The organism is Paenibacillus sp. URB8-2, assembly GCF_013393385.1.
Taxonomy (GTDB): domain Bacteria; phylum Bacillota; class Bacilli; order Paenibacillales; family Paenibacillaceae; genus Paenibacillus_AQ.
Genome location: NZ_AP023239.1, coordinates 2,077,821 through 2,101,981 on the forward strand (window position 1 = coordinate 2,077,821; position 24,161 = coordinate 2,101,981).

The following is a 24,161-nucleotide window of genomic DNA, read 5'->3' on the forward strand; positions in this document are numbered from 1 at the left end:
TCTGTGGATAAAAGGAATCACTATCGCCCGCCGCGCCAAGCCTGGCGGGCGATATAAATTCCCCGGGAGAGGAGAGCGGAGAAGGATGCGGCGACAACGCGCAACAGCCACGATACTGTCGACGATTTTTATGGGACTCGGACAAATATACAACCGCCAATTCGTTAAAGGTATCATTTTATTAATGATTGAATCGGCTTGTATCTATTATTTTGTCGGAAATTTGGGAAGAGCCTTGTGGGGGATCGTCACTTTGGGAGATACGCCCAACCATTTGGCAAAAGTGAACGGTATCACGAAAATGGTGCCCGGAGACCATTCCATTTATATTTTGATTCAGAGCTTGATTACCTTGTTTATTCTAATTTTGTTTCTGATCGCCTGGTTTATGAACATCAGGGATGCATTCCAAACCGCCAAGAAGCGGGAAGCCGGAATTGCGGTTAACAATTTCAAACAATCATTCCGCTATGTAAAGGATTATAAATTTGCGGAAACCTTTCTGATTCTTCCCGCGGTCGGTATCCTGTTCTTCACCATTATGCCGATTATCTTCATGATCCTGATTGCCTTTACGAACTATTCCGCCCCCTCGCACGTTCCGCCGGCGAAGCTTGTGGATTGGGTCGGCTTCGAAACATTCCGCAATTTACTCGCACTGAAGACATGGAGCCATACTTTTTACGGGGTCCTGACCTGGACAATCATATGGGCAATTTTATCGACGGTTACAACCTATTTCGGAGGTCTGCTGGTAGCATTGCTGATCAGCCAGCAGGGTATAAGATTCAAGGGTTTCTGGAGAGCGATTCTGATTATTCCGTATGCTGTTCCGCAGCTGATCTCCCTGCTGCTCATGCGTAATCTGTTCAATGGGCAATTCGGCCCGATCAATCAATACCTGAGATATTTCGGACTTGGCGGGCTGCCGTGGCTAACCGATCCATTTTGGGCCAAGGTAACTGTAATCATTGTGAATATGTGGGTTGGCATACCGGTGTCCATGCTGCTGATTATGGGCGTTCTTACCACGATTCCGCGGGATATGTACGAAGCGGCTGAGGTAGACGGAGCTTCCAATTTTCAAAAATTCCGCATTGTCACTCTGCCAATGGTTCTGTTCACCACCGCTCCTACGCTCATTACGCAGTTTGCGGGCAATATTAACAACTTTAACGCGATTTTTCTGCTTACGGGCGGAAATCCGGTAAACGGGAACTATCAGTATGCAGGTTCAACGGATTTGCTCGTAACATGGTTGTATAAATTAACGCTTGACCAGAACAAAAACAACATGGCGGCCGCCGTTGGGATTATTATCTTTATCATCATCGCTTCCTTTTCCATATACAACTACCGCCGGACCAATTCTTTCAAACAGGAGGACATGATCCAATGATCGGACGTAAATTGGCCAATATCATTCGTCTGGCTGTGAGTTATATCATCCTGATTGTGCTGGCGATATCCGCTTTGTATCCGGCGATATGGATTGTTCTCGGATCGCTTCGGCCCGGAAAGTCGCTGTACAGCAAGCGTTTTATTCCGGATCAGCTAACGCTTGTCCATTATAAAGAGCTCTTTACCTCTCAGGTCTATTTGTTCGGCACATGGTACATGAATACGTTGAAGATCGCTCTTTGTTCTATGGTGATCGGCGTATTGTTGATTCTGCTGACAAGCTATGCGGTATCGAGATTTCGTTTTAAGGGACGTCAGACAGCGTTGTCCACGCTGCTGATTCTCGGCATGTTCCCCGGCTTTATGAGTATGATCGCCATTTATTTGCTGCTGAAGGAGTTTCATCTTCTGGATACTCATCTGGCGCTAATTATCGTCTACGCGGCCGGCGCTCCTCTCACGGGAACGTTCATCGCCAAAGGCTTTCTCGATACGATTCCCCGTTCACTTGACGAGGCCGCGCGGATTGACGGGGCAAGCAACTTCGGCATCTTCACAAGAATTATTCTGCCATTATCACGTCCAATGATTACTTATATGGCACTGACCCAGTTTGTCGGACCGTGGGTTGACTTCATTTTCGCACGGCTGATTCTGCGGACGAAGGAAAACTGGACTGTCGCGGTTGGGATGTGGGACATGGTCAATACCATCCAGAACTCCAACTTCACCCTGTTCTCGGCCGGAGCCGTACTGATTGCTGTTCCGATTATGATATTGTTCGCCTTCCTCCAGCGCTTGCTGGTAGACGGATTGACAGCGGGAGCCAGCAAAGGGTAAGACCGTAGTAAAGGGAAATAGTTGTTATCTCGAAGAAAATAGTAAAAAGCTTCCCGCTTTTATAGCAGGGAGGCTTTTTTAGGTAATAAACTTCGTTTTCCGTTTTGTATGCTCCGCAGGCTTGATGGAGAGAGTCAAAGAATCGGCCTGTTCCCATGGCGTCCAGGGAAAATGTATTACCGCCCGGCGGGCTCTTTTTTGCCAAAAAAGGTCTTCAGCGCCTGATACACTTCTTTCTTGTCCTTGATGACATAGTGCATGAACTGCGGCTGCTTAATATGCTTGTATGCGGACATCAGCGTGCTGCTCCGGTTATACTGATTAACCTCGCCGTAGCCGAAGATGTTGCTGCGCTTCAGGAGCTCCCCGATCAGCTTGACGCAGCGCTCGTTATCGGAGCTTAAGTTGTCGCCGTCGGAGAAATGGAAAGGGTATATGTTGTACTTGGAAGGCGGATAGCGCTTGTCGATGATATCCAGCGCTTTTTGATACGCCGACGAACAGATCGTGCCGCCGCTCTCGCCCCGGGTGAAGAAATCATGCTCAGTGACCTCTTTTGCTTCCGTATGATGGGCCAGAAAGACGATCTCGACCTTCTCGTACTGGCGGCGCAGGAAGCGGGTCATCCAGAAAAAGAAGCTGCGGGCGCAGTATTTTTCAAAGGTTCCCATACTGCCCGAGGTATCCATCATGGCGATGATGACCGCATTGGAATGCGGAATGGTCGTTTCGTCCCAAGTCTTGTAGCGCAGGTCGTCGGGGCTGATGCCGTGGATTCCCGGCTTGCCTCTTCTGCCGTTGCGCCGCAGGTTTTCAAGCAAGGTGCGTTTTTTGTCGATGTTGGACATCATGCCTTTTTTGCGGATATCGTTAAAGACGATGGATTGCACTTCGATCTCTTCCTTGTCCTTCGGCTTCAGATGCGGCAGCTCGAATTCCTGAAACAGAATATCCTCCAAATCCTCCAGATCGACTTCCGCCTCTACCAGGTCCTGACCCGGCTGATCGCCCGCTTTATCTCCTTTGCCCGGACCTGCTTGGGATGGTTCCCGTCCCAGAACATCTCCGATTTGGCTGTCTCCGTCGCCTTGGCCGACATGCTTTTGCTTGCGGTAATTATAAATGATCCGGTACTCATCCAGACTGCGGATCGGCACTTTTACAATTTGCTTTCCATCGGACATGATAATATTTTCTTCCGTAACGAGATCGGGCAGATTGCTTTTGATCGCTTCCTTGACCTTCTGCTGGTGACGTTCCTGATCCTGATGGCCTTTACGGTGCAGGGACCAGTCTTCTTTCGAGACGACGAACGAAAAGGGCTGTGATGATTGCGACAAAGAGGACCACCTCCCATGGAATATGGAAAAACGAAATTCAATCGCGGCTTAGGCGCGAACCGGCATATGGGATAGAGTTCGGCTGAGAGCCGAGGCGAGGTAAGCCGTTAGTTGTAACTAAAGTATATTCACAGGGGCGAGGGATATGTGCGCTTAAAGTAGCGGAGATGGCAGGATGAAGGACCCGATCCGACTTCACTGTAATGGACCGCGATATTTTGGCAGAACCGGAAGAAATACTGTCGCCAAAGCCCGAATGACGATAGTTAACGGCAGAATCGCATACAGCGCTTCCCATTAGAGATTGCAGGAGACAGACCCCGGAGCGGGTCCGTTTTTTGTGCAGCTTAATCACTCAGTGTTCAAACTTGTAAACGTTTGGTAACTCTTGGGTAAGCGGTTTTCATTATAATAAAAGAAATCCCTGCTAAAAGGAGCTTCTTCAATGAAACTTAAAGCTGCCGCGCTACTGCTCTCCGCCCTGCTTATACCCTTTTCCCCCTCTGCGGCATCGGCTTCCGGGACGGGCGGTGTTGCAATAGACTGGAACGGCGAATCCGTCCGCACAACCGTGCCTTCCTATATTGAGAACGGGGTTACCTTCGTATCCATCGATTTGATCTCGAAGCTGAATGGATTATCCGCAAGCTGGCTCCCGGACGAAGGGTTAGCCAGACTCTGGGTGGACCGCGGAGGCGTCTTCAATTTCAAGCCGGGGACCGGCTATGCCGACGATATGGACAAGCGTTATCCGCTGGGAGCGGTAATCGCTGTTAAGGATGGAGAGGTGATGCTGCCGCTGCGGTTTATCGCCGAAATGGCCGGAGCCGACATCTCATGGGATCAAACGAACAACAAAGTGTCGGTCATACAGAAGCGGATGGCCGTTGCATCCGTACCCGGAACCCGAAACCGTCTTTTTGCCATGTCGGAGGATAAAGGGGAGTACATGGGCATCACTTTGGAGTGGAACGGAATGCTGAAATCCTTTCCTTTATGGCGCAATCCCTACACTGTGGGATCGCCTCCGCAGCTGCTGGCCCAAGATATTAGCGGCGACGGGAGGCCGGAAGCGATTATTCTGCTTAATGCGGGAAGCGGAACGGGTGTTTATCTTGAAGAACCGCATGTTGTCGACAGCCGAACGTTTAAAGAAATCCGGATACAGGATCCGCTTGAAGCCGCCCGACAAAGGCTGGTTTCCACCGTGGAACGCGCAGGCAAAGATACCGTGATCCGTGTAACGGCGGACGGAACGGTCTGGGAACGGCATTTGGACAAGCAGGAGAGCGACGGGGAATCGCCAGGCGGTCTAACCTTCGGTTCCATCATTAAATACGAAGTGCGCGGCGGCAAGCTTGTCGCCATACTCGCAGGCGCGGAGGGCATAGAGAACTATCTCGGTGAAGCCGTTGTAACGTACACTTTGCAGAACGGAGCTTACACCGCCAAGTCCGTCTCGTTTTCTTTTTACCAGTAATTCTTCATCATCGGTGAAAACCATTTGCAACCTTAGCGCGGGGTGGGACGTTAAAAGGGTAAGTGTGCATCGCACGAGAACCTTAAGGAGGCAGAACTACATGAAACCACAACGTTCCATTTCGGCCGCGGCTGCTTTTGCCGTATTTTTGCTTGCCCTTACGGCTTGCACGGGAGATAAGCCAGCCGCAGACCCCACGGATGCGCCCGTCACGGCTTCGCCGACCACCGCAGCCACGGCCAGTCCCGAACCGACCACGGCGCCCGAACCGTCCCTCTTGCCGAGCCAGCCGGCGGACGGAGAGACGCAGGTTATTAAAGGAACGGGCATATACAATGGACAAATCGATAACCATTCAATAGAAATCCAGACGGAAGAAGGTCCGCTTGCCTTTGAACTCGGTGCCGGAATGGAGAATATGCCGGAAATGCTGAATGAAGAGGACAAGGTCGCCTTTGAATACGTGGAAAAAGAGGTAGCAGGCGACACTTCGATCAAGCAGCGGGTGCTCACCAAGCTGAGCGCTTCGAAAGGAAGCGCGGATAACTCGTCCGAATTGCCGCGCACGAAGCAGTTGGCGCTTACGCTTGAAGGCAACCGGGAAGAGAAGACCGCTACGCTCGCTTCGGGCGACGGTTATGCGCTGTATGTGTTCGACATTCTCAGCTTCGATCCGGCGAAGGGCAGGCTTTATCTGAAGGTGGATTCCGACTATTACGCCGATATCGAGAAGCTTCCAGCCGACTTCAACCTCGACTATCTGCTCCTAGAAGGGCGTGAAGAGCTGTCCAAGACCGGAGAGGTCAAGGAGCTTAAAGGAGAAGAGAGAGAACAGGCTATGCAAGGCACCCGGCTGTTTCTGACTGCGACCGGCAATAACGGGATAAAAAAGTATATCGTCAAAGAATCCGGCGGGCAGGGCTATATTATTAAAATGAATATCCCGTACGGCGATGCCACGGAAGGATTTCCGCCGCATGCCTTCGCTTCATTGAATTCGCTGGTGAACCGCTAAACGAAGGAAAGAGCGCACACGCTTGAAGGACAAAACGGCCCCTCAGGCCTTGTCTTCCGAAGCTTCCGGAGACAAGCAGAGGGGCCGTTCTGCGTTCGAAGCTGCATTTTTGGAGGAAGGCAATAGCTTCCGATTCTACTGCAGGGCGCCAGCACTCATCAGGACGACCGCAATGAGCAGCAGGAACACAAGCAGTATAATTCCGTTGATAATCGTTCCGATGACCCCGAATACTTTGCGCCTTCCGCGCAGGGCAAGACCGATGATCCCTACCACTACGCCGATGAAATTAAGCGCCGCTAGCGCAAGCACTGCCATGCCTAGAAACAGGAAAGCCCCGCCCGATTGGCCATTCAGCATGCTTGTTTCATTCATCGCGGGTCCGACCATGGCTCCGGCGACGATGAAGGTAACGATGTATCCCGCAAGTGTCACCACCCCGATGACAAAGGAGGCGATGCCCGGACCGGAATGCTTGAGCTTTCGCTGTTCCTCGGGGTATGGAGCGAAGGCGGAGGCGCCGGGATAGGGTTCGATTTGCGGCGTGTCTTTTTTCGGGAATTCATGTTCATCCATAGGCTTAAGTCTGCTCCTTTACGAATGATTTAACTGCATTCCGAGAGAAGTCCCCTTCCTCTACAGGGAGGGGATGAATTTCGGTCAGCTCTGAATGGAAAATTATTGCTCTGCGTCGCGATCATTTGATATAATCAGTCTTAGTTAGATATAAGGCTGGTGTATCAATGAAATTAGATTCAAATAATCACTCGGTATTCTCCTTAAACTACCATCTCATCCTCAGCATTAAATACCGCGAAAAAGTGCTTTCCGACGAGATCTCCGAGTATGCTAAGGCCATTTTTGAACGGATTGGAGAAAACTATCATATTACGCTGAGCTAGTGGAATCACGATAACGATCACATTCATGTACTTTTCAAGGCGCATCCCAACACCGAACTATCCAAATTTATCAATGCCTATAAAAGTGCCAGTTCTCGCCTCATCAAAAAAGATTTTCCCGAAGCCAAAACGAAGCTGTGGAAAGAGTACTTTTGGTCGCAAAGCTTCTGCCTAACTACTGTGGGCGGCGCTCCCTTGGACGTATTGAAAACCTATATTGAAAATCAGGGAAAGAAGGCGAAAACCAAATGATCCGATGTGTCAAAACACCATTCCACACCTCCAAAACGGATCTGGAACGTTTGTTTGCGTGTAACCGGATTTCAGCGGAAGTTTGGAACCAGTGTCTGGTCATCGCTAAGGACTATGCCCTACAGCACGATGGAAAGTGGATCGGGAAAACGGAACTTCAAGCGGCGCTCAAAAATCAGTTTCCTCTGCATTCCCAGTCGCTACAGGCGGTTTGCCATAAATATCTCTTTGCCAGAGATAGTGCAAAACAAGCCAGAAAGCAGGGCCTGCGCACCAAATACCCTTACAAAAAGAAGAAGCACTTCAACAGCAAGTGGGTGGATCAAGCATTCAAAATCGAGGGCAACACGATCTACTTAAGTCTGGGTATCCAAAGCGGCAAGCGCCAGCAGCCGATTAAAATCACCGTCCCGCGTATGCCGGAAGCGGACATCAAGGAAATCGAGCTGGTGTATGACCGGAAACTGATGATTTCCATGAGTTATGATGACGGACAAGCGGCAGCAGAGAATCCAGGCAGCCAGACCGTAGGCGTTGACCTGGGGGAAATCCATTCCATCACGGCAACGACCACCGAAAACAAGTCGATCATCATCACCGGAAGAAAAGTAAGAAGCATTCACAGGCTGAGAAACAAGAAGCTGGCCGAGATCCAAAAGCTCATGAGCAAATGCCAAAAAGGCAGCCGGCAATGGAAAAAATACAACCGGACTAAAAAATACATACTCAGCAAAAGCGAGCGCCAACTGAATGATGCCATCCACAAAACCACAAGGCAATTCGTAGAATGGTGCACGGAAAACGAGGTCAAAGAGACGATTGTCGGCCAAGTGGACGGCGTGCAGCGGAACACGAAAAAGAAGAAGAGAAAGACATTAAATCAAAAGCTATCCAACTGGAGCTTTGGCAAGATTCAGAAGCAGCTTGGCTACAAACTGGAAGCCAAGGGAATCGCCATAAAAAAGATAAATGAAAGCTACACCAGCCAACAATGTCCTTGTTGCGGTCGAAGAAAAAAGACGTCCACCCGAAATTACAACTGTTCCTGTGGCTATACTGAACACCGGGATGTGCATGGGAGCAAAGGGATATTATCCAAGTATCTGCATGGAGATATCCGTTATTTGGGCGAAACGAAAGAAATCAAGTATCTACGGATCGCGTGAGTGCGAGAAGTAGTAGAAGGTGAGTTCCCACCCACTTGTACAAGTGTTGCTTACTGAACCCTGCCGTTAGATTTCCGCATTCAGCGAAAGCAGATAGCCAACCTATGTGCTTATCGAAAGTAACGGTAGGGGCTGGTAAGAAACTCCTGCTTCTAAGCAAAGTGTAAGCAGGGGAGGTTCATTATGTATATGCTATTACCTATTTTTCACAACGCGGCCAGAAATGCAAGGTCCTTTGTAAAAAGGTGAACACTGGATTTGAAGGCATTGCATCCGTTATGATAGAAGTATTCGATACGCGTGCCGCAAAAGCCTCGTTATTCACGGCACATGATAAGGAGTTGTCAGTCTTTGCAGCGGACATTTATGACTTGGGGGGCCCTGCTCGCCATGCTGGCGGTAGCCGTCGGCGCTTTCGGAGCCCATATCCTGAGAGCCTCGCTCGATGAAAGGGCGTTGGCGGTTTATGAAACGGGCGTCCAGTATCACATGATGCATGCGCTGGGTCTGCTGATTGTCGGCCTTGCCGCTGGACAATGGGGCGAAAGCGGCCGGCTCCGCTGGTCCGGCGGATTGCTGCTTGCCGGCATCGTCCTGTTCTCGGGCAGCCTCTATGCGCTGAGTATTTCCGGAATCAAGGTTCTGGGGGCTATAACGCCCCTGGGCGGAGTATGTTTCATTGCCGGTTGGCTGCTGTTTGCTCTGGAGGGCTGGTCTCGGAGAAAGGCAAGCTGATGGAAGGACGGACGTTCCGCCAAAAGAGCGCGCCTGAACCTCACTGAGCCGATCATATGCGCTTAAGCAACGAGGGTGCCTTTAGACCAGCTCATGGTCTAAAGGCACCCTCGTTTGTTTTTACAAAAACTCGTCGATTTCATTCAGCCTGAACGTGTATACCTGCTTCTCGTCTACATGATAGACATTAATAGTGCTTGTCTCTTCGTCAAAATTTAGAATGCGGCACGGGAGCGACATCTGCTTGCCCTGACGGTTGGCCCTTAACCGGACCAGCCGGTTATCCCGGATAAACGCGCGAATCTGTCCGAAGGCGTCTGCGGGGCTTTCTATGGTCGCCGGCGGGGGAGACGCAGCTTTCGAAGACGAAGCCGGAATGGAAGACTTATAGCCCGATAGCTTCTTTAGTAGAGCACTTTCATACTTGGACAACGTTTTGGGCGGATTCAGCAGGCTGTCGATCTTTTTTCCCAAGGGAAGTTCCGATTTGATTTTGAAATCAGCTACAACATCGCTGCCGTTCATCAGTTCAAGCAAATATTGTAAAGCAAGCGGGTTGGTACGGGCATTAATCAAGATGTCGATGTTAAACAGATAATGATCGTCTGCGCTTAGTGTTTTTTTGTCCATAAATCCCCCAGCTTTTATCCTTAGGAATGGTTCTTTGTAAACAAACTATAACATTAAATGCGAAATAATTATATAGTATAATTTTAAGTGAATGGGCCTTTTGTCTCCTAATTATCCCGAGAAATCGGGACCAACGTCCACACGCCGTCTTCAATGCAGGAATACACATAGAGCGGGGAAATAATATGGGAGGTGCCTGTTGATGGTGACTTTGGAGCCTGTTGCGGTTGGCGATTATATCATGCTTGGCGTCGAAGTAAAGCTGCCCAAAACGACGCTGCTGACGATCAGCACCGATAAAGGTTATATTATGTGCGGCGCGCTTGATGTCGGATTGCTTAACGAACGTCTTGCGGATCGGGGAATCATTGCCGGCAGAGCGGTGGGAGTGCGCACCTTGGAGCAGCTGCTCGCCGCTCCGCTGGAATCCGTTACGTTCGAAGCGGAGAAGCTTGGAATCGTTCCGGGCATGACCGGATCCGAAGCTTTGCTTAAGATGCTGTAGAGAAACACACAGTGGAATGGGGCCAAAGGGCCCCTTTTTCAAAATATAAGTTAAGATGAACAAAAAGGCCAGCTCACGTTTGCAGGACGTAGGTTAAAATGGAAGCGAGAACCCCCATTTCAGAGCTACAAGCAAAGGAGCTGGTTGGAATGAATTATACCACAAAATATGTAGGATTGGATGTATCGAAAGAAACAATAGCGGTGGCGGTAGCGGAAAGCGGCAGAGACGCCGCCCGCTATGTGGGAGCGATCAAGCACGAAGCTGGAGCGATCCGCAAACTGCTGAAACAACTGGGAAAAAAGGGAGATCTGGAGATTTGCTACGAGGCTGGACCGACAGGCTACGGACTGCACCGTTTGCTGACGAGCCTGGGTGTGCGTTGCATGGTGGTGGCGCCATCGCTCATCCCGGTACGGCGTGGAGATCAGGTCAAGACGGACCGACGGGATGCTTTGCGCCTTTCGGAGCTGCTTCGGGCCGGCGAACTGAGCGGGGTCTACGTGCCAAGCGCGGAAGACGAAGCGCTGCGGGACCTGGTGCGGGCGCGGGAAGACGCCCGGGAAGATCTGCACCGGGCGAAGCAGCGGCTGCTGAAGTTTCTGTTGCGGTACTCAATCACACCGCCGGCGGGAATTAAACGTAGATGGACGAAACGCTACCGGCTGTGGCTGGAAGGGCTGAAGCTGGAGCAGGAAGCGCAAGCGATAACGTTTCGGGAATATTTGCACGCCGTGAAAGAAGGAGAAGAGCGGCTGAAGAGGATCGAAACGGGACTTTTGGAGCAGGCCGCCCAGGGCGCGAACGGAGCGTTGGTCAAGGCGCTGCAAGGGTTGCGAGGGGTGGCATTCGTGACGGCGGTGTCGCTGGTGGCCGAAATCGGCAGTTTCCGGCGTTTTCGCAGCCCGATGCAACTGATGGCGTACCTGGGGCTGGTGCCGAGGGAGTATTCGTCAGGGCAGAGTGTGCGGCGGGGGAAACTGACAAAGACGGGGAACCGGCATGCGCGGCGTTTGCTGGTGGAAGCGGCGTGGAGCTACCGGCACAAGCCGGCGGTGCGGGGCGAAATCGCCAAGCGACAGGAAGAATTAAACCCGCAGATTCAGCTGATTTCATGGAAGGCCCAGGAACGGTTGCATACGAAATACCGGAAGCTGGTACAACGAGGTAAGGCGAAGAATCTGGCGGTGGCCGCAGTGGCGCGTGAATTATGCGGGTTTGTGTGGGCGGTGGCCTGCGAAGTGGAGAGCGCTGCGGCCCACTAGAGTCATCTCCCTCTGCAACAGGCAGAAGCAGAACGTCCGGGCTGGAAGGCTGGGCCCGGGACAAAAGAAAAGGTTGGAGAGAATCCGCGATACATTCTTGCACCCGGGATTCATCCCAGGACGTGCGTTCTAAGTTTGCGGAAGCTCTCCATACGAAGGCTTACCCTGTGGTATCCAACCCACGAATAGCAGTGTGCAAGCCGACGACTGCATTTTTGTCCCGTGCCGAGCCATTTAGCCCCTGTGTGTAACTGTGTGCTTGACAGATTTGTTCATAGCAGACTGTATAAGCTGTGCGCTTAACATTTTGACTTATATTTCTACGAGAAACGGTACCTAAAAGCGATACTCGTATCGCCACTTCGGAAGCTTAAGCTGCTAAAAGGACGGCGAAGCCGTTTCTTCTTGATGATCAGCGTTCCGCCGGATTTTACATATATAAAAATGGGTTACGCGTTTGTGAAAAACCGCTGGTAGGGCGGGCAGGCATAAGCGGGAATTCCTTTGAGCATCCTACGGAAGTCGATCAATCCTGTATTTTGACAAATTTATGGATATCCGGTCATATTGTTTCGTCTGGGCGCACATAGGGGTAATTGGTCATTAGACAGCAGCAGGGGCCGGATCACGCATGATATGCCGGCTACATTTTGGAATAAGGAAGGGATTAATAATGGCTAAAGCAACGAACAAAGTAGATTCTACCTCAATCGAGCAAGTATTGAACCGGCAGGTTGCCAATCTGAATGTACTGTATGTCAAAATACACAATTTTCACTGGTATGTAAAAGGCGAGCAGTTCTTTTCGCTTCATGTCAAATTCGAAGAATTGTACGATGAGGTTACGGTGAAAATGGACGAGGTAGCTGAGCGTTTGCTGAGCATCAAGGGAACGCCGGCGGCTACTTTGAAGGAATATCTTGAGATTGCGACCATTCAGGAAGCAACCGGCAAAGAGGACACTCGCGCGATGGTACAATCGCTGATCGAGGATTTTACGACCGTGGCCGAAGAGCTGACGGAAGGCATTGAGCTGGCGGAGGAAGGCAGCGACCACCCGACGGCGGACCTGTTCATCAAAATCCGCAGCGACTTCGAAAAGCATGCTTGGATGCTGCGTTCTTACCTCGGCTGAGGGCAGGGGTTAGGCGATATCATTCACAGGTATTCTTTTGCGGACAAGCCTCCTTCGGGAGGCTTTTTGCATTATCAGACAAATCGCTCTAGCTTCTGGAACGGCTGTTTTGGAAAATATTTCAGAGGTATGCCGCGGCTAAGGAAGGAAATGTATACATGGCGTGCTTTTTTAGCTCTATTCAGACTCCGGACATAGGGTTTGGACGACCGCTCGCGGAAGCTTTTTTAACATCGGCCTGTCGAAATAGACCGAATACCGTTATAATAGAAACATAATCAGCCGAAATATTGGGATGGAAGGAGGGATAAGCAATGAAACTCAACCCTGTCGCTCTGAAAGAATGGGCTTCTGTCATTGATGTTCTTGCCGAGGGAGATCAGATCCTGGTTATGCGAAAAGGCGGCATCGAGGAAGAAACGAGGCGGTTTGAGCTAAAGAGCCGCTCCTTTTACTTGTTTCCTACCTATGAGCATCAGCGGACCCATCTCGTCAAGGATCCCTATCAATCATTCGTGGAACGTTCACTTGCGGAATATGATGCGGGGGCCGAACTTGTGAAGCTTACCGCCTATGCCGAGGCCGTCGATGATCTTGAAGTGCGAGATCATGAACAGCTTGAGCTGCTCTATCCCTATCATATGTGGACCGGGAATTTGGCCGAGGAGCGGTTGAGATGGAAGGCGAAGGAGCCTTTGCATGTATTGCTGCTCAGGGTATACAAGCTGGAGGAGCCGGCTCAGATCAAGGCGCTTCCGGAATATGGCGGCTGCCGCTCTTGGATCGAGCTTCCGTCGCTCCCGGATGGCGCCGGATTAAGTCCGGTTTTGAGTGAAGAGTCCTTTGAAGAACAGCGCAGGAGAATTAAGTCCATATTAGGGCAATAATATGACAATAATGGTGAAAATTCGTTGAAACATTTTGAAAAAATGAAAATTCAGTTTGTAAAGACAGATCCATTATAATAAAATTAGTGAAAATCATTGATAATCAGTGAGAATCAAATTATAATTATTTTAATTTGATAAGCACTCTAAAACATAATGCTGGGATCAGGGCTAACCTGTTTAAATACACATCTGATTTCGCAAATCGATCAATGGAGGGAATGAACGTTATGGCAGCAGAATTTGTCATTGAGGGTTTGAAAGCGACGATTGAGGGGAAAGAGATTTTAAAGGGGTTCAACCTTCAAATGAAGGGCGGCGAGGTTCATGCCATCATGGGGCCGAACGGCACCGGTAAAAGTACGCTTGCTTCTTCGCTCATGGGCCATCCGAAATACGAAGTGACGGAAGGAACCGTAACCCTTGAGGGCGAAGATGTGCTGGAAATGGCCGTTGACGAGCGCGCTCGCGCCGGATTGTTCCTTGCTATGCAGTATCCCAGTGAAATCGCCGGTGTAACGAACTCCGACTTTCTCCGCAGCGCGATCAACGCGCGCCGTGAAGAGGGAAGTGAAATTTCGCTGATCAAGTTTATCCGCCAAATGGAAGGAAAAATGAAGGAACTGGAAATGAACCCCGAGTTCATGCACCGCTATTTGAACGAAGGCTTCTCCGGTGGCGAGAAGAAACGCAACGAAATCCTGCAAATGATGTTGCTGGAACCGAAAATCGTCATTCTGGACGAAATTGACTCCGGTCTGGATATCGACGCTTTGAGAGTTGTAGCCCAAGGGGTAAACGCTATGCGAAGCGAAGACCGCGGATTCCTGGTTATTACCCACTACCAACGTTTGCTCAACTATATCAAGCCTGACTTTGTTCATATAATGATGCAGGGAAGAATCGTCAAATCCGGCGGTCCGGAGCTGGCGGAACGTCTGGAAGCCGAAGGCTACGAATGGGTGAAGGAAGAACTCGGAATCGAAGATGAGACCGTAGGACAGGAAGCTTAAGAACACCTGGAAGGAGGAGACCATAATGATGACCCAAACCATTCTTCCGGTGGACGCCGGCCGATTGAGTGAACTGTCGCTAAGAAGCGGAGAGCCGGAATGGCTGAAGGAAAGCCGCCTGAAGGCGCTGGAGCTTGCCGCGGAACTGGAACTGCCGAAGCTGGAGAAGACACGGATTGAGCGCTGGAATATACACCAATACGGGAGTTATAAAGAAAGCGCGGCGATTGCCGCATTGAACGAAGCACCCTCCTCCATTGCCGCAATTGTAGGCAGCGCGGAGGAAGGCAGCCTTATCATTCAACGGAATTCCGGAGCGGTCTATACTCGTCTTGCCCCAGAACTTGCGGAGCAGGGAGTAATCTTTACGGATCTGCAGACGGCGGTGAAGGAACACGGAGAGCTCGTGCAGCGCTATCTGCACACTGCAGTCAAACCGGAGGAGCATTCGGTCGCGGCGCTGCACGCGGCGCTGTGGAACGGAGGCGTGTTCCTGTACATTCCGAAGAATGTAGTGGTCGAGACACCGGTGCAGGCCGTATTCCTGACGGACGACGCGGAGGCTGCGTTTGCCCCTCATGTCCTGATCGTGGCCGACAGCAACAGCTCGGTGACTTATGTCGACAACTACGTGTCGGGCAAGAATGAAGCCGGACTTCATAACGGCGCCGTGGAAGTGTTCGTCGGAGCCGGAGCGAAAGTTCGCTTCGCCACGGTGCATCAATTCGGAGCGGATACTACGGATGTTACGTACCGCCGTGCCATCGTTGAGAATGACGGAACGGTCGAGTGGATTGTCGGCGAGTTGAACGACGGCAATACAGCCAGCGATACGAAGTCGGTGCTCAAGGGCAACGGGGCAAGCTCCGACGCGAAAGTCATTGCGGTAGGCTCGGGTTCGCAAAAGCTCAACTACACGACGCAGGCGCAGCATTTTGGCAAAAATACGCCAAGTAATATGATTACCCGCGCGGTTATGCGGGAAAGTGCCACGTCGATTATCAACGGAATCACCAAAATTGAGAAAGGCGCTACGCGCGCAGACGGCCAGCAGACGGAAAAAGTGCTGATGCTGAGCCCGAAGGCACGCGGCGACGCCAATCCGATCCTGCTGATTGACGAAGACGACGTGACTGCAGGACACGCGGCTTCCGTCGGGCAGGTCAATCCGGAGCAAATCTACTATCTGATGTCCCGCGGCATTTCGCGCGCCGAAGCGGAGAGACTTGTTATTTATGGCTTCCTTGCGCCGGTTGTTTCGCAAATTCCACTAGAGGGACTGCGTGAACAGCTGAAGTCTCTTGTGGAAAGGAAGTTGGGACAATGAACAAGGCCATCCGGGAGCAATTCCCCATTCTGAATCAGAACGTCAACGGCCATCCGCTCGTGTACCTGGACAGCGCTGCGACTTCGCAGAAGCCCCGGCAGGTCATTGAAGCGATCAAGGCCTATTATGAACATGATAATTCCAACGTTCACCGCGGCGTCCATACGCTGGGCAGCCGCGCCACCGATGCCTACGAAGGAGCCCGAGAGAAGGTTGCTAAATTTATTAACGCGCGCAGTACCAAGGAGATCATATTTACCCGCGGTACGACGACTGCTCTTAATCTGGTAGCTTCTTCTTACGGTCCTTCCGCCGTCGGAGAGGGCGATGAAATCGTAATTACCCTGATGGAGCACCACAGCAACCTGATTCCGTGGCAGCAGCTTGCCAAGAAGACGGGAGCGACGCTGAAGTTCATTCCGCTGCAGAAAGACGGAACCATTCTGCTGGAAGACGCCGAGAAGACGATTACGGACAGAACGAAGATCGTATCCGTAGCCTATGTTTCCAACGTAATGGGCGTTACAAGTCCGGTGAAGGAGCTGGCGGCGATTGCCCACCGGCACGGCGCGGTTATGGTGGTGGACGGCGCGCAGAGCACGCCGCATATGAAAGTCGACGTTCAGGATCTGGACTGCGACTTCTATGCACTGTCCGGCCATAAGATGTGCGCGCCTACCGGCATTGGCGCCCTTTACGGCAAGAGAGCGCTGCTTGAAGCGATGGAGCCGGTGGAATTTGGCGGGGAAATGATCGATGACGTCGGTCTTTACGAGTCGACCTGGAAGGAACTGCCGTGGAAGTTCGAGGGAGGCACGCCAATAATTGCGGGCGCTGTCGGCCTCGGAGCGGCAATTGATTTCCTTCAGGAGGTTGGTCTGGATGAGATTCACCGGCATGAGATCAAGCTCGCGGCCTATACCGAGCAGCGTCTTGCCGAAATCGATGGTATATCCATCTACGGACCGCGTAACCGGCAAGTGGGCGTCGTAACCTTTAATCTGGGGGATGTTCACCCGCATGACGTAGCCACCGTGCTCGATGCGGAGGGAATTGCGGTCCGGGCGGGGCATCACTGCTGCCAGCCGCTGATGCGCTGGTTGGAGGTTAGTTCAACGGCACGGGCCAGCCTGTACTTGTACAACAACGAAGAAGATATTGAACGGCTGGCCTCGGCATTAATCCGGACAAAGGAGTATTTCGCCGATGCAATTGGATGATTTGTACAGACGTGTGATCATGGATCATTATAAGAATCCCCGGAACCGTGGCTTGTTCGAAGATGACGCCATGAAGGTGGAACTGAACAATCCTACGTGTGGAGACCGTATTACGCTGCAGCTGAAGGTGGAGGACGGAGTCGTTAAAGAGGCTCGGTATGTCGGTGAAGGCTGCTCGATCAGCATGTCCTCCGCATCGATGATGACCGAGGTCGTTAAAGGCAAAACAGTGGAACAGGCACTCGACATGGCTGGCCGATTCTCTGCACTGATGAAAGGCGAGGACGTGACGTTCGGCGATTATGAAGATATCGAAGCCCTTTCCGGCGTTAACAAATTCCCGGCGCGGATCAAGTGTGCGACATTGGCCTGGAATGCGCTGCGCAAAGGCATCGACGAGGAAGAACGACACCACTAAATGAAATGAAGGAGGCATACCCCCATGGCCAAAAAAGCGCCTGAAATTGAAGAGTACAAATATGGTTTTCGGGACGAGCACAAGGCGGTATTTCAAACGGGTAAAGGGCTGACTCCGGAAATTGTCAAGGAAATTTCGGCTATCAAGAATGAACCGCAGTGGATGCTGGACTTCCGTCTGAAGTCGCTCGGTCAATTCGACAAAATGCCGCTGCCGCGTTGGGGCGGAGACCTTGACGAGCTGGACTTCAACGACATTCAGTATTATGTCAGACCCTCCGAGAAGCAGGGCAAAACCTGGGAAGAAGTTCCTTCCGAAATCAAGGAAACATTTGATAAGCTCGGTATTCCCGAAGCGGAGCAAAAGTTCCTAGCGGGCGTATCCGCACAATATGAATCCGAAGTCGTGTACCACAGCATGCAGAAAGATCTTGAAGAGCAGGGCGTTATCTTTACGGATACGGACACGGCTCTGCGTGAGCATCCCGAGATTTTCAAGGAATATTTCGGCACCGTCATTCCTCCTACCGACAATAAGTTCGCCGCACTGAACAGCGCCGTCTGGTCGGGCGGAAGCTTTATCTACGTTCCGAAGGGCGTTAAATGCGAAGTGCCGCTGCAAGCTTACTTCCGCATCAACTCCGAGAACATGGGACAATTCGAAAGAACGCTGATCATTGCCGATGAGGACAGCTTCGTGCATTACGTTGAAGGTTGTACCGCTCCGGTGTACAGCACAAATTCACTGCACAGCGCTGTCGTTGAAATCATCTGTAAAAAGAACGCACGTGTCCGTTACACGACCATTCAGAACTGGGCGCCGAATATCTACAACCTCGTTACGAAACGCGCCGTTGCGGAAGAGAACGCGACGATGGAGTGGGTTGATGGCAACATCGGTTCCAAGCTGACGATGAAATATCCGGCGGTTGTTCTGAAAGGACGCGGCGCCAAAGGCTCCGTACTCTCCATTGCGGTGGCCGGCAAAGGCCAGCACCAGGATGCGGGGGCCAAAATGATCCATTTGGCACCGGACACGACGTCCACCATCATTTCCAAATCGATCAGCAAGCACGGCGGCAAGGTTACTTACCGTGGGCTCGCTTCCTTCGGCCGTCAGGCGGAAGGCGCGAAATCGAATATCAAATGCGATACACTCATTATGGACAACGAGTCCACTTCGGATACGATTCCTTATAATGAGATTATGAACGATAACATTACACTCGAGCACGAAGCGACGGTCTCGAAGGTATCCGAGGAGCAGCTCTTCTACCTGATGAGCCGCGGTCTTACGGAAGCCGAAGCGACCCAAATGATCGTCATGGGCTTCATCGAGCCGTTCACCAAGGAACTGCCGATGGAATACGCCGTCGAGATGAACCGTCTCATCAAGTTCGAGATGGAGGGAAGTATCGGTTAACCTTGATAATTTAAGGTTTTCCGGCTTTCGGCCAGAGTTTTACCGGTTAATTCAATATCATCCAGATACGTGTCCGCCAGTGAACTTGACGCTCTTATGCCCAAGACGCTCGGACACGTATTTTATTTAGGAATACATATTTTAAATTGTGTTGAAAAATTAGGGGGAGTACCATGAGTTTCGTGTCTGTTTTGGGCCGGGAGAAATTTTTGTGTGTAATGAGCGATGGAAAGCTGCTCGGCGAGAACAATGAGATTTTGCAGGAAGACTATCAGAAATTTATTAATATCGGAAACAGCGCTTTTATTGCTTTCGCAGGCAGTCAAGGGGCTTGTGAAGAGCTTTCGGTTCAGATGCTTCCATACTTTGATGAAAAAACGGACTTTTCCGCAATTAATAATGCTTTGATCGATTTTTTTAATGCTGAAGATCCAAATCAAAGGGATGTAAAAGTAATGATTGCTTTTGGAGGAATAAACCTCGAAGGCCATATTGAGTTCTATACGATTGATTCAAAAACGAACAAAAGTGAGAAGTACTTCCCGGAAGGAGAAGATATTAAATTCTGTTTTCTGCGCAGCGGAGATTTCCTCAATGACCTTAATGTTAAGGGGAAAATGATCGAGCTGCTTCGGACAACGGGGGTTAATACGCCTACCGAGTGTATTTCCGCGCAAAAACTGCTGAATGATTATGTTGCCGACCATGATACTTCGGTTAATAAGAAGACTTCGAGAATGGTCATCAAAAAATAAGGTGTGAAAGCTGAGACAGAATAAATATTAGTAGACGCGAACACTTGTTCTGTGATAATATGGCAGTAGAAATTCAAACCCAGGAATGAAAGGATGTTGAAGGCATGGCTAAACTGACCCCTTACATTTTTTCGGAGGATGCTAGATCACAAGCTTCGTTTTACACTGAGGCGCTTGGCGGGGAAATTTTGGGCGTTATGACTTTCGCAGATGGTCCAGGGCCGAATACGGAGTACAAGGACAAGGTTATGCATCTCAGCTTTACGGCTGCCGGTATTTTGTTCTATATGAGCGATTCTTTTAAGCCGATCGAGCGGGGAAACGGGTTGGCTCTTACGCTGGAATTCTCTGCCGAAGAAGAGGCTTATGCAGCTTTTGATAAGCTTGCTAAGGCGGCAAAGTAATCGACGGGTTGAAGAAGCAATTTTGGGGAGCGCACTTCGGCCAGCTTGAGGACAAGTATGGGGTAACATGGCAAGTTACGACGGAGATGGAAGCGCCCGAACCATCCTGATGCCATCCGAGGCCTCTATGTCCGACATCTAAGAATAACAGGGTTAACGACGAGCGTTTCCGCAGTGGAGACGCTTTTTTATTTGTTATCGATCTTTTCCCAGGAAGAGCAGCATTTGTGAGAAAACAGAAGCATTCTATGAACACGGGTACCTGTTTAGATAGGCTAATCGGGGAATTCCAGGATTTAGCACAGAATCCGGCCATTTTTCCGCTTTGCTCCATTAAATTAGGAGTGATAAACTGCTTAAAGTCGCTAAAAATTGAAAGCGTTAAATTATGGAAATGTGTGAAATAAAGGAGGAGAGACATGGATGTTCTTAGGCAACTGCGGGGCTTTTACCGGGAGAGGCTGCATTTTCTGATTCTTTCGATTGTTTGTTTAGCCGCCGCAACGGCAGTGGGGCTGATTACACCAAACCTGCTGAGGAAGCTGATTGACGATGTTATCTTGCCCATGAAATTCGATGAAGTTCCTCTGCTTGCTCTGACGGTACTGGCTGTGGTGTGCGTGAAGGCAGGTTTACAGTTCGCACACGGATTTTTCGGAGGAAGGGTTGGGAATTATCTGGCCTATCGTCTCCGCAACGCCTGCTACGAGAAGCTGCAGTTTTTGTCATTCCGTTATTACGACACCGCGAAGACCGGAGATCTCATGTCCCGGCTGACCGGCGATCTGGAGGCGATCCGGCTGTTTATCGGCTTCGGATTTGCACAGCTGCTGAATGTCTTCTTCATGGTGCTCTTCGGATCAATCATGATGTTCTCGCTCAATTGGCAGCTTACGCTAGTGACGCTCGTAACGATGCCGTTACTGGCTGCAGTAGCTTTTAAATTCGAATCCCGCATTCATCCGGCTTTTCAGGAGATGAGACTTGCGCTCAGCGCGCTGACAACAGCGGTTCAGGAGAACGTAACCGGCGTGAGGACGGTCAAATCTTTTGCCAGAGAGCCTTACGAGGTAGAGAAATTCTCCGGACGCAATGAGCGTTATAAGAATAATCAGATTTTTGCAGCCGGCCTGTGGAGCAAGTTCTTTCCGATCATGGAGTTTCTGGCTTGCGCCTGTGTGGCTATTCTGCTTGGAGTGGGCGGGACGCTGGTCATTAACGAAAGAATGACGCTCGGCGAACTGGTCGCTTTTTTCAGTCTGATCTGGTATATTATCGCTCCCGTATGGGGTTTGGGCTTTCATATCAACAATTATACCCAGTCGAAGGCTTCCGGAGAAAGAGTGCTGGAAGTGTTGAATCATTGGATCGACGTCAAGGACCAACCGGATGCGCTGGAGGTGGATGCGGCTGAAGTAAAGGGTCATATCGAGTTTGATCATGTTACTTTTGCTTATGGAAATAAGCTGGCGGCCGTTACGGATATTGACTTTGAAGCAAAAGCGGGCTCGGTTATCGGCTTTCTTGGCGGGACCGGCTCGGGCAAATCGACGATAATCCAGCTGCTCATGCGGGCTTATGATGTCAATGAGGGCAGCATCAGACTGGACGGCACCGATATCAGGGAGCTGGGAGTCCGAAGTTTAAGGTCGCAGATCGCCACCGTGTTCCAAGAGACTTTTCTGTTCTCTTCCTCTATCCGGAACAATATCGCTTACGGGCTGAAGGATGTAACGATGGAGGAGGTCATCCGCGCAGCCAAGCTGGCACAGGCGCATGATTTTATAATGGAGATGCCGGAAGGGTACGACACTGTTGTCGGGGAGCGCGGCATGGGGCTCTCGGGAGGCCAGAAGCAGCGGGTAGCCATCGCGAGAGCTCTATTGAAGAACCCGCGGATTCTGATCCTTGACGATGCCACAAGCGCCGTTGATATGGAAACGGAGCATGAAATACAGGCAGGGTTTCAGGAGGTCATGCGCGGGCGGACGACGCTGATTATCGCGCACCGCATTTCTTCTCTCCGGCATGCCGATCAGATCCTTGTTCTGGATGAAGGGGAAATCGTGCAGCGCGGCACCCATGAACAGTTGATTCAGGTTCCAGGAGCTTACCGCGATGTGTACCGGATTCAATACGCCGATTATTTGGCGAGAGCCGCCGGAGGTGAAGACCAATGAGCCATGTAACGGTGAAGAGTAAAAATGGAGTGCCCGGCTCTTTGGAGACCGAAACGGACGTGTCGGCGCAGGAGAGATTTGTCTACAAGGATGACGACGTCATCGACAAAGCCTTCGACTGGAAGCAGTTTAGCCGGCTATTTGGCTACATGAAGCCGTACGCAAGACAAATGCTGCCGCTTGTCCTGCTGATGATGGTATTAGGCACGATCACAAAGCTTGCGGTGCCGTTCCTCACCAGTCAGGCGATCGATAAGGCCATCGCGCCGAAAGAAGGAAGCCCGAATCTAACACTGCTATATTTTCTGACGGCAGGCGTTATCGTACTATACATCGTTCAGTGGATTGCCGGTGTCTACCGGATCAAATACACCAATGTGATCGGCCAAAGAGTCATATACGATCTTCGCGCCGATCTGTTCAAGCATATCCAGAAGCTGTCGTTCAACTTCTTCGACAAGCGTCCGGCAGGATCGGTGCTGGTGAGGGTGACCAATGATATTAACTCTCTCCAGGATCTGTTCACGAACGGGGTCGTCAACTCGATTATCGACTGCGTACAGCTTGCCGGAATTATCGTTATTTTGCTGGCTCTGAACTGGAAGCTGGGCCTTGCGGTCATGGTGACGGTGCCGATCATGTTCTTCGTCTCGACCAAGCTCCGCAAGACGATCCGCATCGCCTGGCAGGAGGTCCGGATCAAGAACTCACGGATCAATTCGCATTTGAACGAGTCGATTCAAGGCATTCGGGTAACCCAGGCCTATACCCAGGAACTCGAAAATATGAACTATTTTGACGCCATGAACAGAGACAGCAAGAAATCCTGGGACAAGGCGTCGGCAATGAACCAGACTTTCGGACCGATTATCGAGATAACGGGCGGTATCGGAACACTGATTCTGTTCTGGCTCGGGGCGCACCTGATCCAGACCGGCAATCTGACGGTCGGCGTGCTCGTGGCATTCAGCACCTATGTGAGCAACTTTTGGGACCCGATCAACCGGCTGGGGCAGACCTATAACCAGCTACTTGTAGCCATGGCCTCTTCGGAGCGTATTTTCGAGTATCTCGATGAAGAGCCGCTTGTCAAAGATAGTCCTGGCGCTAAACCGCTGCCGACGATCCGCGGCGATATCAACTTCCAGAAAGTCTATTTCGAATATGAAAAAGGCCGCGCCGCGCTAAAAGGAATCGACCTTGATGTAAAAGCGGGGCAGTCGATCGCGCTTGTCGGCCATACCGGTTCGGGCAAGAGCACCATCATTAATCTGATCGGGCGATTCTATGACATAACGGGCGGCAGGATTACAATAGACGGCCAGGACATCCGGGAGGTCAATTTGAGCAGTCTCCGAAGCCAGATTGGCATCGTGCTGCAGGACACGTTTATATTCTCCGGCACCATCCGGGATAATATCCGCTTCGGTCGGCTGGGTGCCTCAGACACGGATGTGGAAGAAGCGGCCAAAGCGGTGGATGCCCATGATTTTATCAAGAAGCTTCCGGGCGGCTACGATACCGAGGTGGAGGAGCGCGGCAGCGCGCTGTCCATGGGGCAGCGTCAGCTGTTGTCTTTTGCCAGGGCGCTGCTGGCCGATCCGCGCATTCTGATCCTGGATGAAGCGACGGCGAGCATCGATACCGAGACGGAGTTGAAAATACAAGAGGCGTTGAAGGTGCTGCTTAAAGGCCGGACGTCGTTTATCGTCGCCCACCGGCTGTCCACGATCCGCCATGCGGACAAAATCGTCGTTCTCGATCATGGAGAAATTAAGGAAATGGGAACGCACCGCGAATTAACGGAACGGGAAGGCATTTACAACGGTCTGATCGAAGCGCAGTTCCGGTTTCTGTGACAAATGCCCC

22 protein-coding genes and 1 pseudogene are annotated in these 24,161 nt (G+C 51.1%); 20 read left to right on the forward strand and 3 right to left on the reverse strand.

The genetic code is table 11. The annotated features are described in order from the left end of the window. Positions 1-85: 85 nt before the first annotated feature. Positions 86-1,399, forward strand: a complete 1,314-nt coding sequence (locus tag PUR_RS09410) for a carbohydrate ABC transporter permease (RefSeq protein WP_179035018.1) — start codon at positions 86-88, stop codon at positions 1,397-1,399. Further along, positions 1,396-2,241 (forward strand): sugar ABC transporter permease, encoded by an 846-nt coding sequence (locus PUR_RS09415; protein WP_179035019.1) that lies wholly within the window; start codon positions 1,396-1,398, stop codon positions 2,239-2,241. Before PUR_RS09410 ends, PUR_RS09415 begins: the two co-directional genes overlap by 4 nt. A gap of 176 nt (positions 2,242-2,417) precedes the next feature. On the opposite strand, the gene yhbH is transcribed toward PUR_RS09415, so the two are convergent. Then, the gene (yhbH, locus tag PUR_RS09420) at positions 2,418-3,581 is read right to left on the reverse strand and encodes a sporulation protein YhbH (protein ID WP_179035020.1); all 1,164 of its coding nucleotides are present in this window, start codon (positions 3,579-3,581) and stop codon (positions 2,418-2,420) included. 445 nt (positions 3,582-4,026) lie between these two features. Here yhbH and PUR_RS09425 point away from each other — a divergent pair, with 445 nt between their 5' ends. Together PUR_RS09425 and PUR_RS09430 are read left to right on the forward strand one after the other, a co-directional pair. Next, entirely contained in the window at positions 4,027-5,061 is a 1,035-nt protein-coding gene (locus PUR_RS09425; RefSeq protein ID WP_179035021.1) for a stalk domain-containing protein, read from the forward strand. Positions 5,062-5,161: 100 nt separating this feature from the next. Further along, positions 5,162-6,076, forward strand: a complete 915-nt coding sequence (locus PUR_RS09430; protein ID WP_179035022.1) for a hypothetical protein — start codon at positions 5,162-5,164, stop codon at positions 6,074-6,076. A gap of 135 nt (positions 6,077-6,211) precedes the next feature. Here PUR_RS09430 and PUR_RS09435 read toward each other — a convergent pair whose 3' ends face one another. Continuing rightward, a complete protein-coding gene (locus tag PUR_RS09435) occupies positions 6,212-6,652 on the reverse strand; it encodes a hypothetical protein (protein WP_179035023.1) in 441 nt (146 codons plus the stop codon). Positions 6,653-6,819: 167 nt separating this feature from the next. Between PUR_RS09435 and tnpA the strand changes: the two are divergent. From tnpA to PUR_RS09450, 3 genes and pseudogenes are all read left to right on the forward strand, one after another. Beyond that, positions 6,820-7,230, forward strand: a pseudogene (gene tnpA / locus PUR_RS09440) (IS200/IS605 family transposase). Beyond that, positions 7,227-8,396, forward strand: a complete 1,170-nt coding sequence (locus tag PUR_RS09445; protein WP_179035024.1) for an RNA-guided endonuclease InsQ/TnpB family protein — start codon at positions 7,227-7,229, stop codon at positions 8,394-8,396. The pseudogene tnpA and the gene PUR_RS09445 overlap by 4 nt, the downstream one beginning before the upstream one ends. 351 nt (positions 8,397-8,747) lie before the next feature. Further along, positions 8,748-9,131, forward strand: coding sequence for a DUF423 domain-containing protein (locus PUR_RS09450; protein ID WP_179035025.1), 384 nt, complete (start codon positions 8,748-8,750; stop codon positions 9,129-9,131). A 120-nt stretch (positions 9,132-9,251) separates the two neighbouring features. Here the strand turns inward: PUR_RS09450 and PUR_RS09455 are convergent, their stop codons facing one another. Further along, entirely contained in the window at positions 9,252-9,761 is a 510-nt protein-coding gene (locus PUR_RS09455) for a hypothetical protein (protein ID WP_179035026.1), read from the reverse strand. Between the two features lie 202 nt (positions 9,762-9,963). Here PUR_RS09455 and PUR_RS09460 point away from each other — a divergent pair, with 202 nt between their 5' ends. From PUR_RS09460 to PUR_RS09520, 13 genes are all read left to right on the forward strand, one after another. After that, a complete protein-coding gene (locus PUR_RS09460) occupies positions 9,964-10,266 on the forward strand; it encodes a YunC family protein (RefSeq protein WP_179035027.1) in 303 nt (100 codons plus the stop codon). Positions 10,267-10,415: 149 nt separating this feature from the next. Then, a complete protein-coding gene (locus tag PUR_RS09465) occupies positions 10,416-11,531 on the forward strand; it encodes an IS110 family RNA-guided transposase (protein ID WP_179033711.1) in 1,116 nt (371 codons plus the stop codon). 673 nt (positions 11,532-12,204) lie between these two features. After that, positions 12,205-12,666 carry a Dps family protein gene (locus PUR_RS09470; RefSeq protein ID WP_124694680.1) on the forward strand — a complete coding sequence of 154 codons (462 nt, stop codon included), beginning with the start codon at positions 12,205-12,207 and terminating at the stop codon, positions 12,664-12,666. A 314-nt stretch (positions 12,667-12,980) separates the two neighbouring features. Beyond that, positions 12,981-13,553, forward strand: coding sequence for a DUF1802 family protein (locus tag PUR_RS09475; RefSeq protein ID WP_179035028.1), 573 nt, complete (start codon positions 12,981-12,983; stop codon positions 13,551-13,553). A 230-nt stretch (positions 13,554-13,783) separates the two neighbouring features. After that, positions 13,784-14,566: a Fe-S cluster assembly ATPase SufC gene (gene sufC, locus PUR_RS09480; RefSeq protein WP_124694678.1), complete on the forward strand. Its 783-nt coding sequence runs from the start codon at positions 13,784-13,786 to the stop codon at positions 14,564-14,566. A 25-nt stretch (positions 14,567-14,591) separates the two neighbouring features. Then, entirely contained in the window at positions 14,592-15,893 is a 1,302-nt protein-coding gene (gene sufD, locus PUR_RS09485) for a Fe-S cluster assembly protein SufD (RefSeq protein ID WP_179035029.1), read from the forward strand. Beyond that, positions 15,890-17,113 (forward strand): cysteine desulfurase, encoded by a 1,224-nt coding sequence (locus tag PUR_RS09490; protein ID WP_179035030.1) that lies wholly within the window; start codon positions 15,890-15,892, stop codon positions 17,111-17,113. Before sufD ends, PUR_RS09490 begins: the two co-directional genes overlap by 4 nt. Then, positions 17,100-17,531, forward strand: a complete 432-nt coding sequence (gene sufU, locus PUR_RS09495; protein ID WP_179035031.1) for a Fe-S cluster assembly sulfur transfer protein SufU — start codon at positions 17,100-17,102, stop codon at positions 17,529-17,531. Before PUR_RS09490 ends, sufU begins: the two co-directional genes overlap by 14 nt. Before the next feature lie 24 nt (positions 17,532-17,555). Continuing rightward, positions 17,556-18,953 (forward strand): Fe-S cluster assembly protein SufB, encoded by a 1,398-nt coding sequence (gene sufB, locus PUR_RS09500; protein WP_179035032.1) that lies wholly within the window; start codon positions 17,556-17,558, stop codon positions 18,951-18,953. Between the two features lie 173 nt (positions 18,954-19,126). Continuing rightward, positions 19,127-19,708, forward strand: a complete 582-nt coding sequence (locus tag PUR_RS09505) for a hypothetical protein (RefSeq protein ID WP_179035033.1) — start codon at positions 19,127-19,129, stop codon at positions 19,706-19,708. Positions 19,709-19,812: 104 nt separating this feature from the next. Then, on the forward strand, positions 19,813-20,112 hold the full coding sequence (locus PUR_RS09510; protein WP_332107941.1) for a VOC family protein: 300 nt from the start codon (positions 19,813-19,815) through the stop codon (positions 20,110-20,112). A gap of 419 nt (positions 20,113-20,531) precedes the next feature. After that, entirely contained in the window at positions 20,532-22,292 is a 1,761-nt protein-coding gene (locus PUR_RS09515) for an ABC transporter ATP-binding protein (protein WP_179035034.1), read from the forward strand. After that, complete coding sequence (locus PUR_RS09520; protein WP_179035035.1) at positions 22,289-24,151, forward strand: ABC transporter ATP-binding protein; 1,863 nt, start codon at positions 22,289-22,291, stop codon at positions 24,149-24,151. The genes PUR_RS09515 and PUR_RS09520 overlap by 4 nt, the downstream gene beginning before the upstream one ends. Positions 24,152-24,161: the final 10 nt, after the last annotated feature.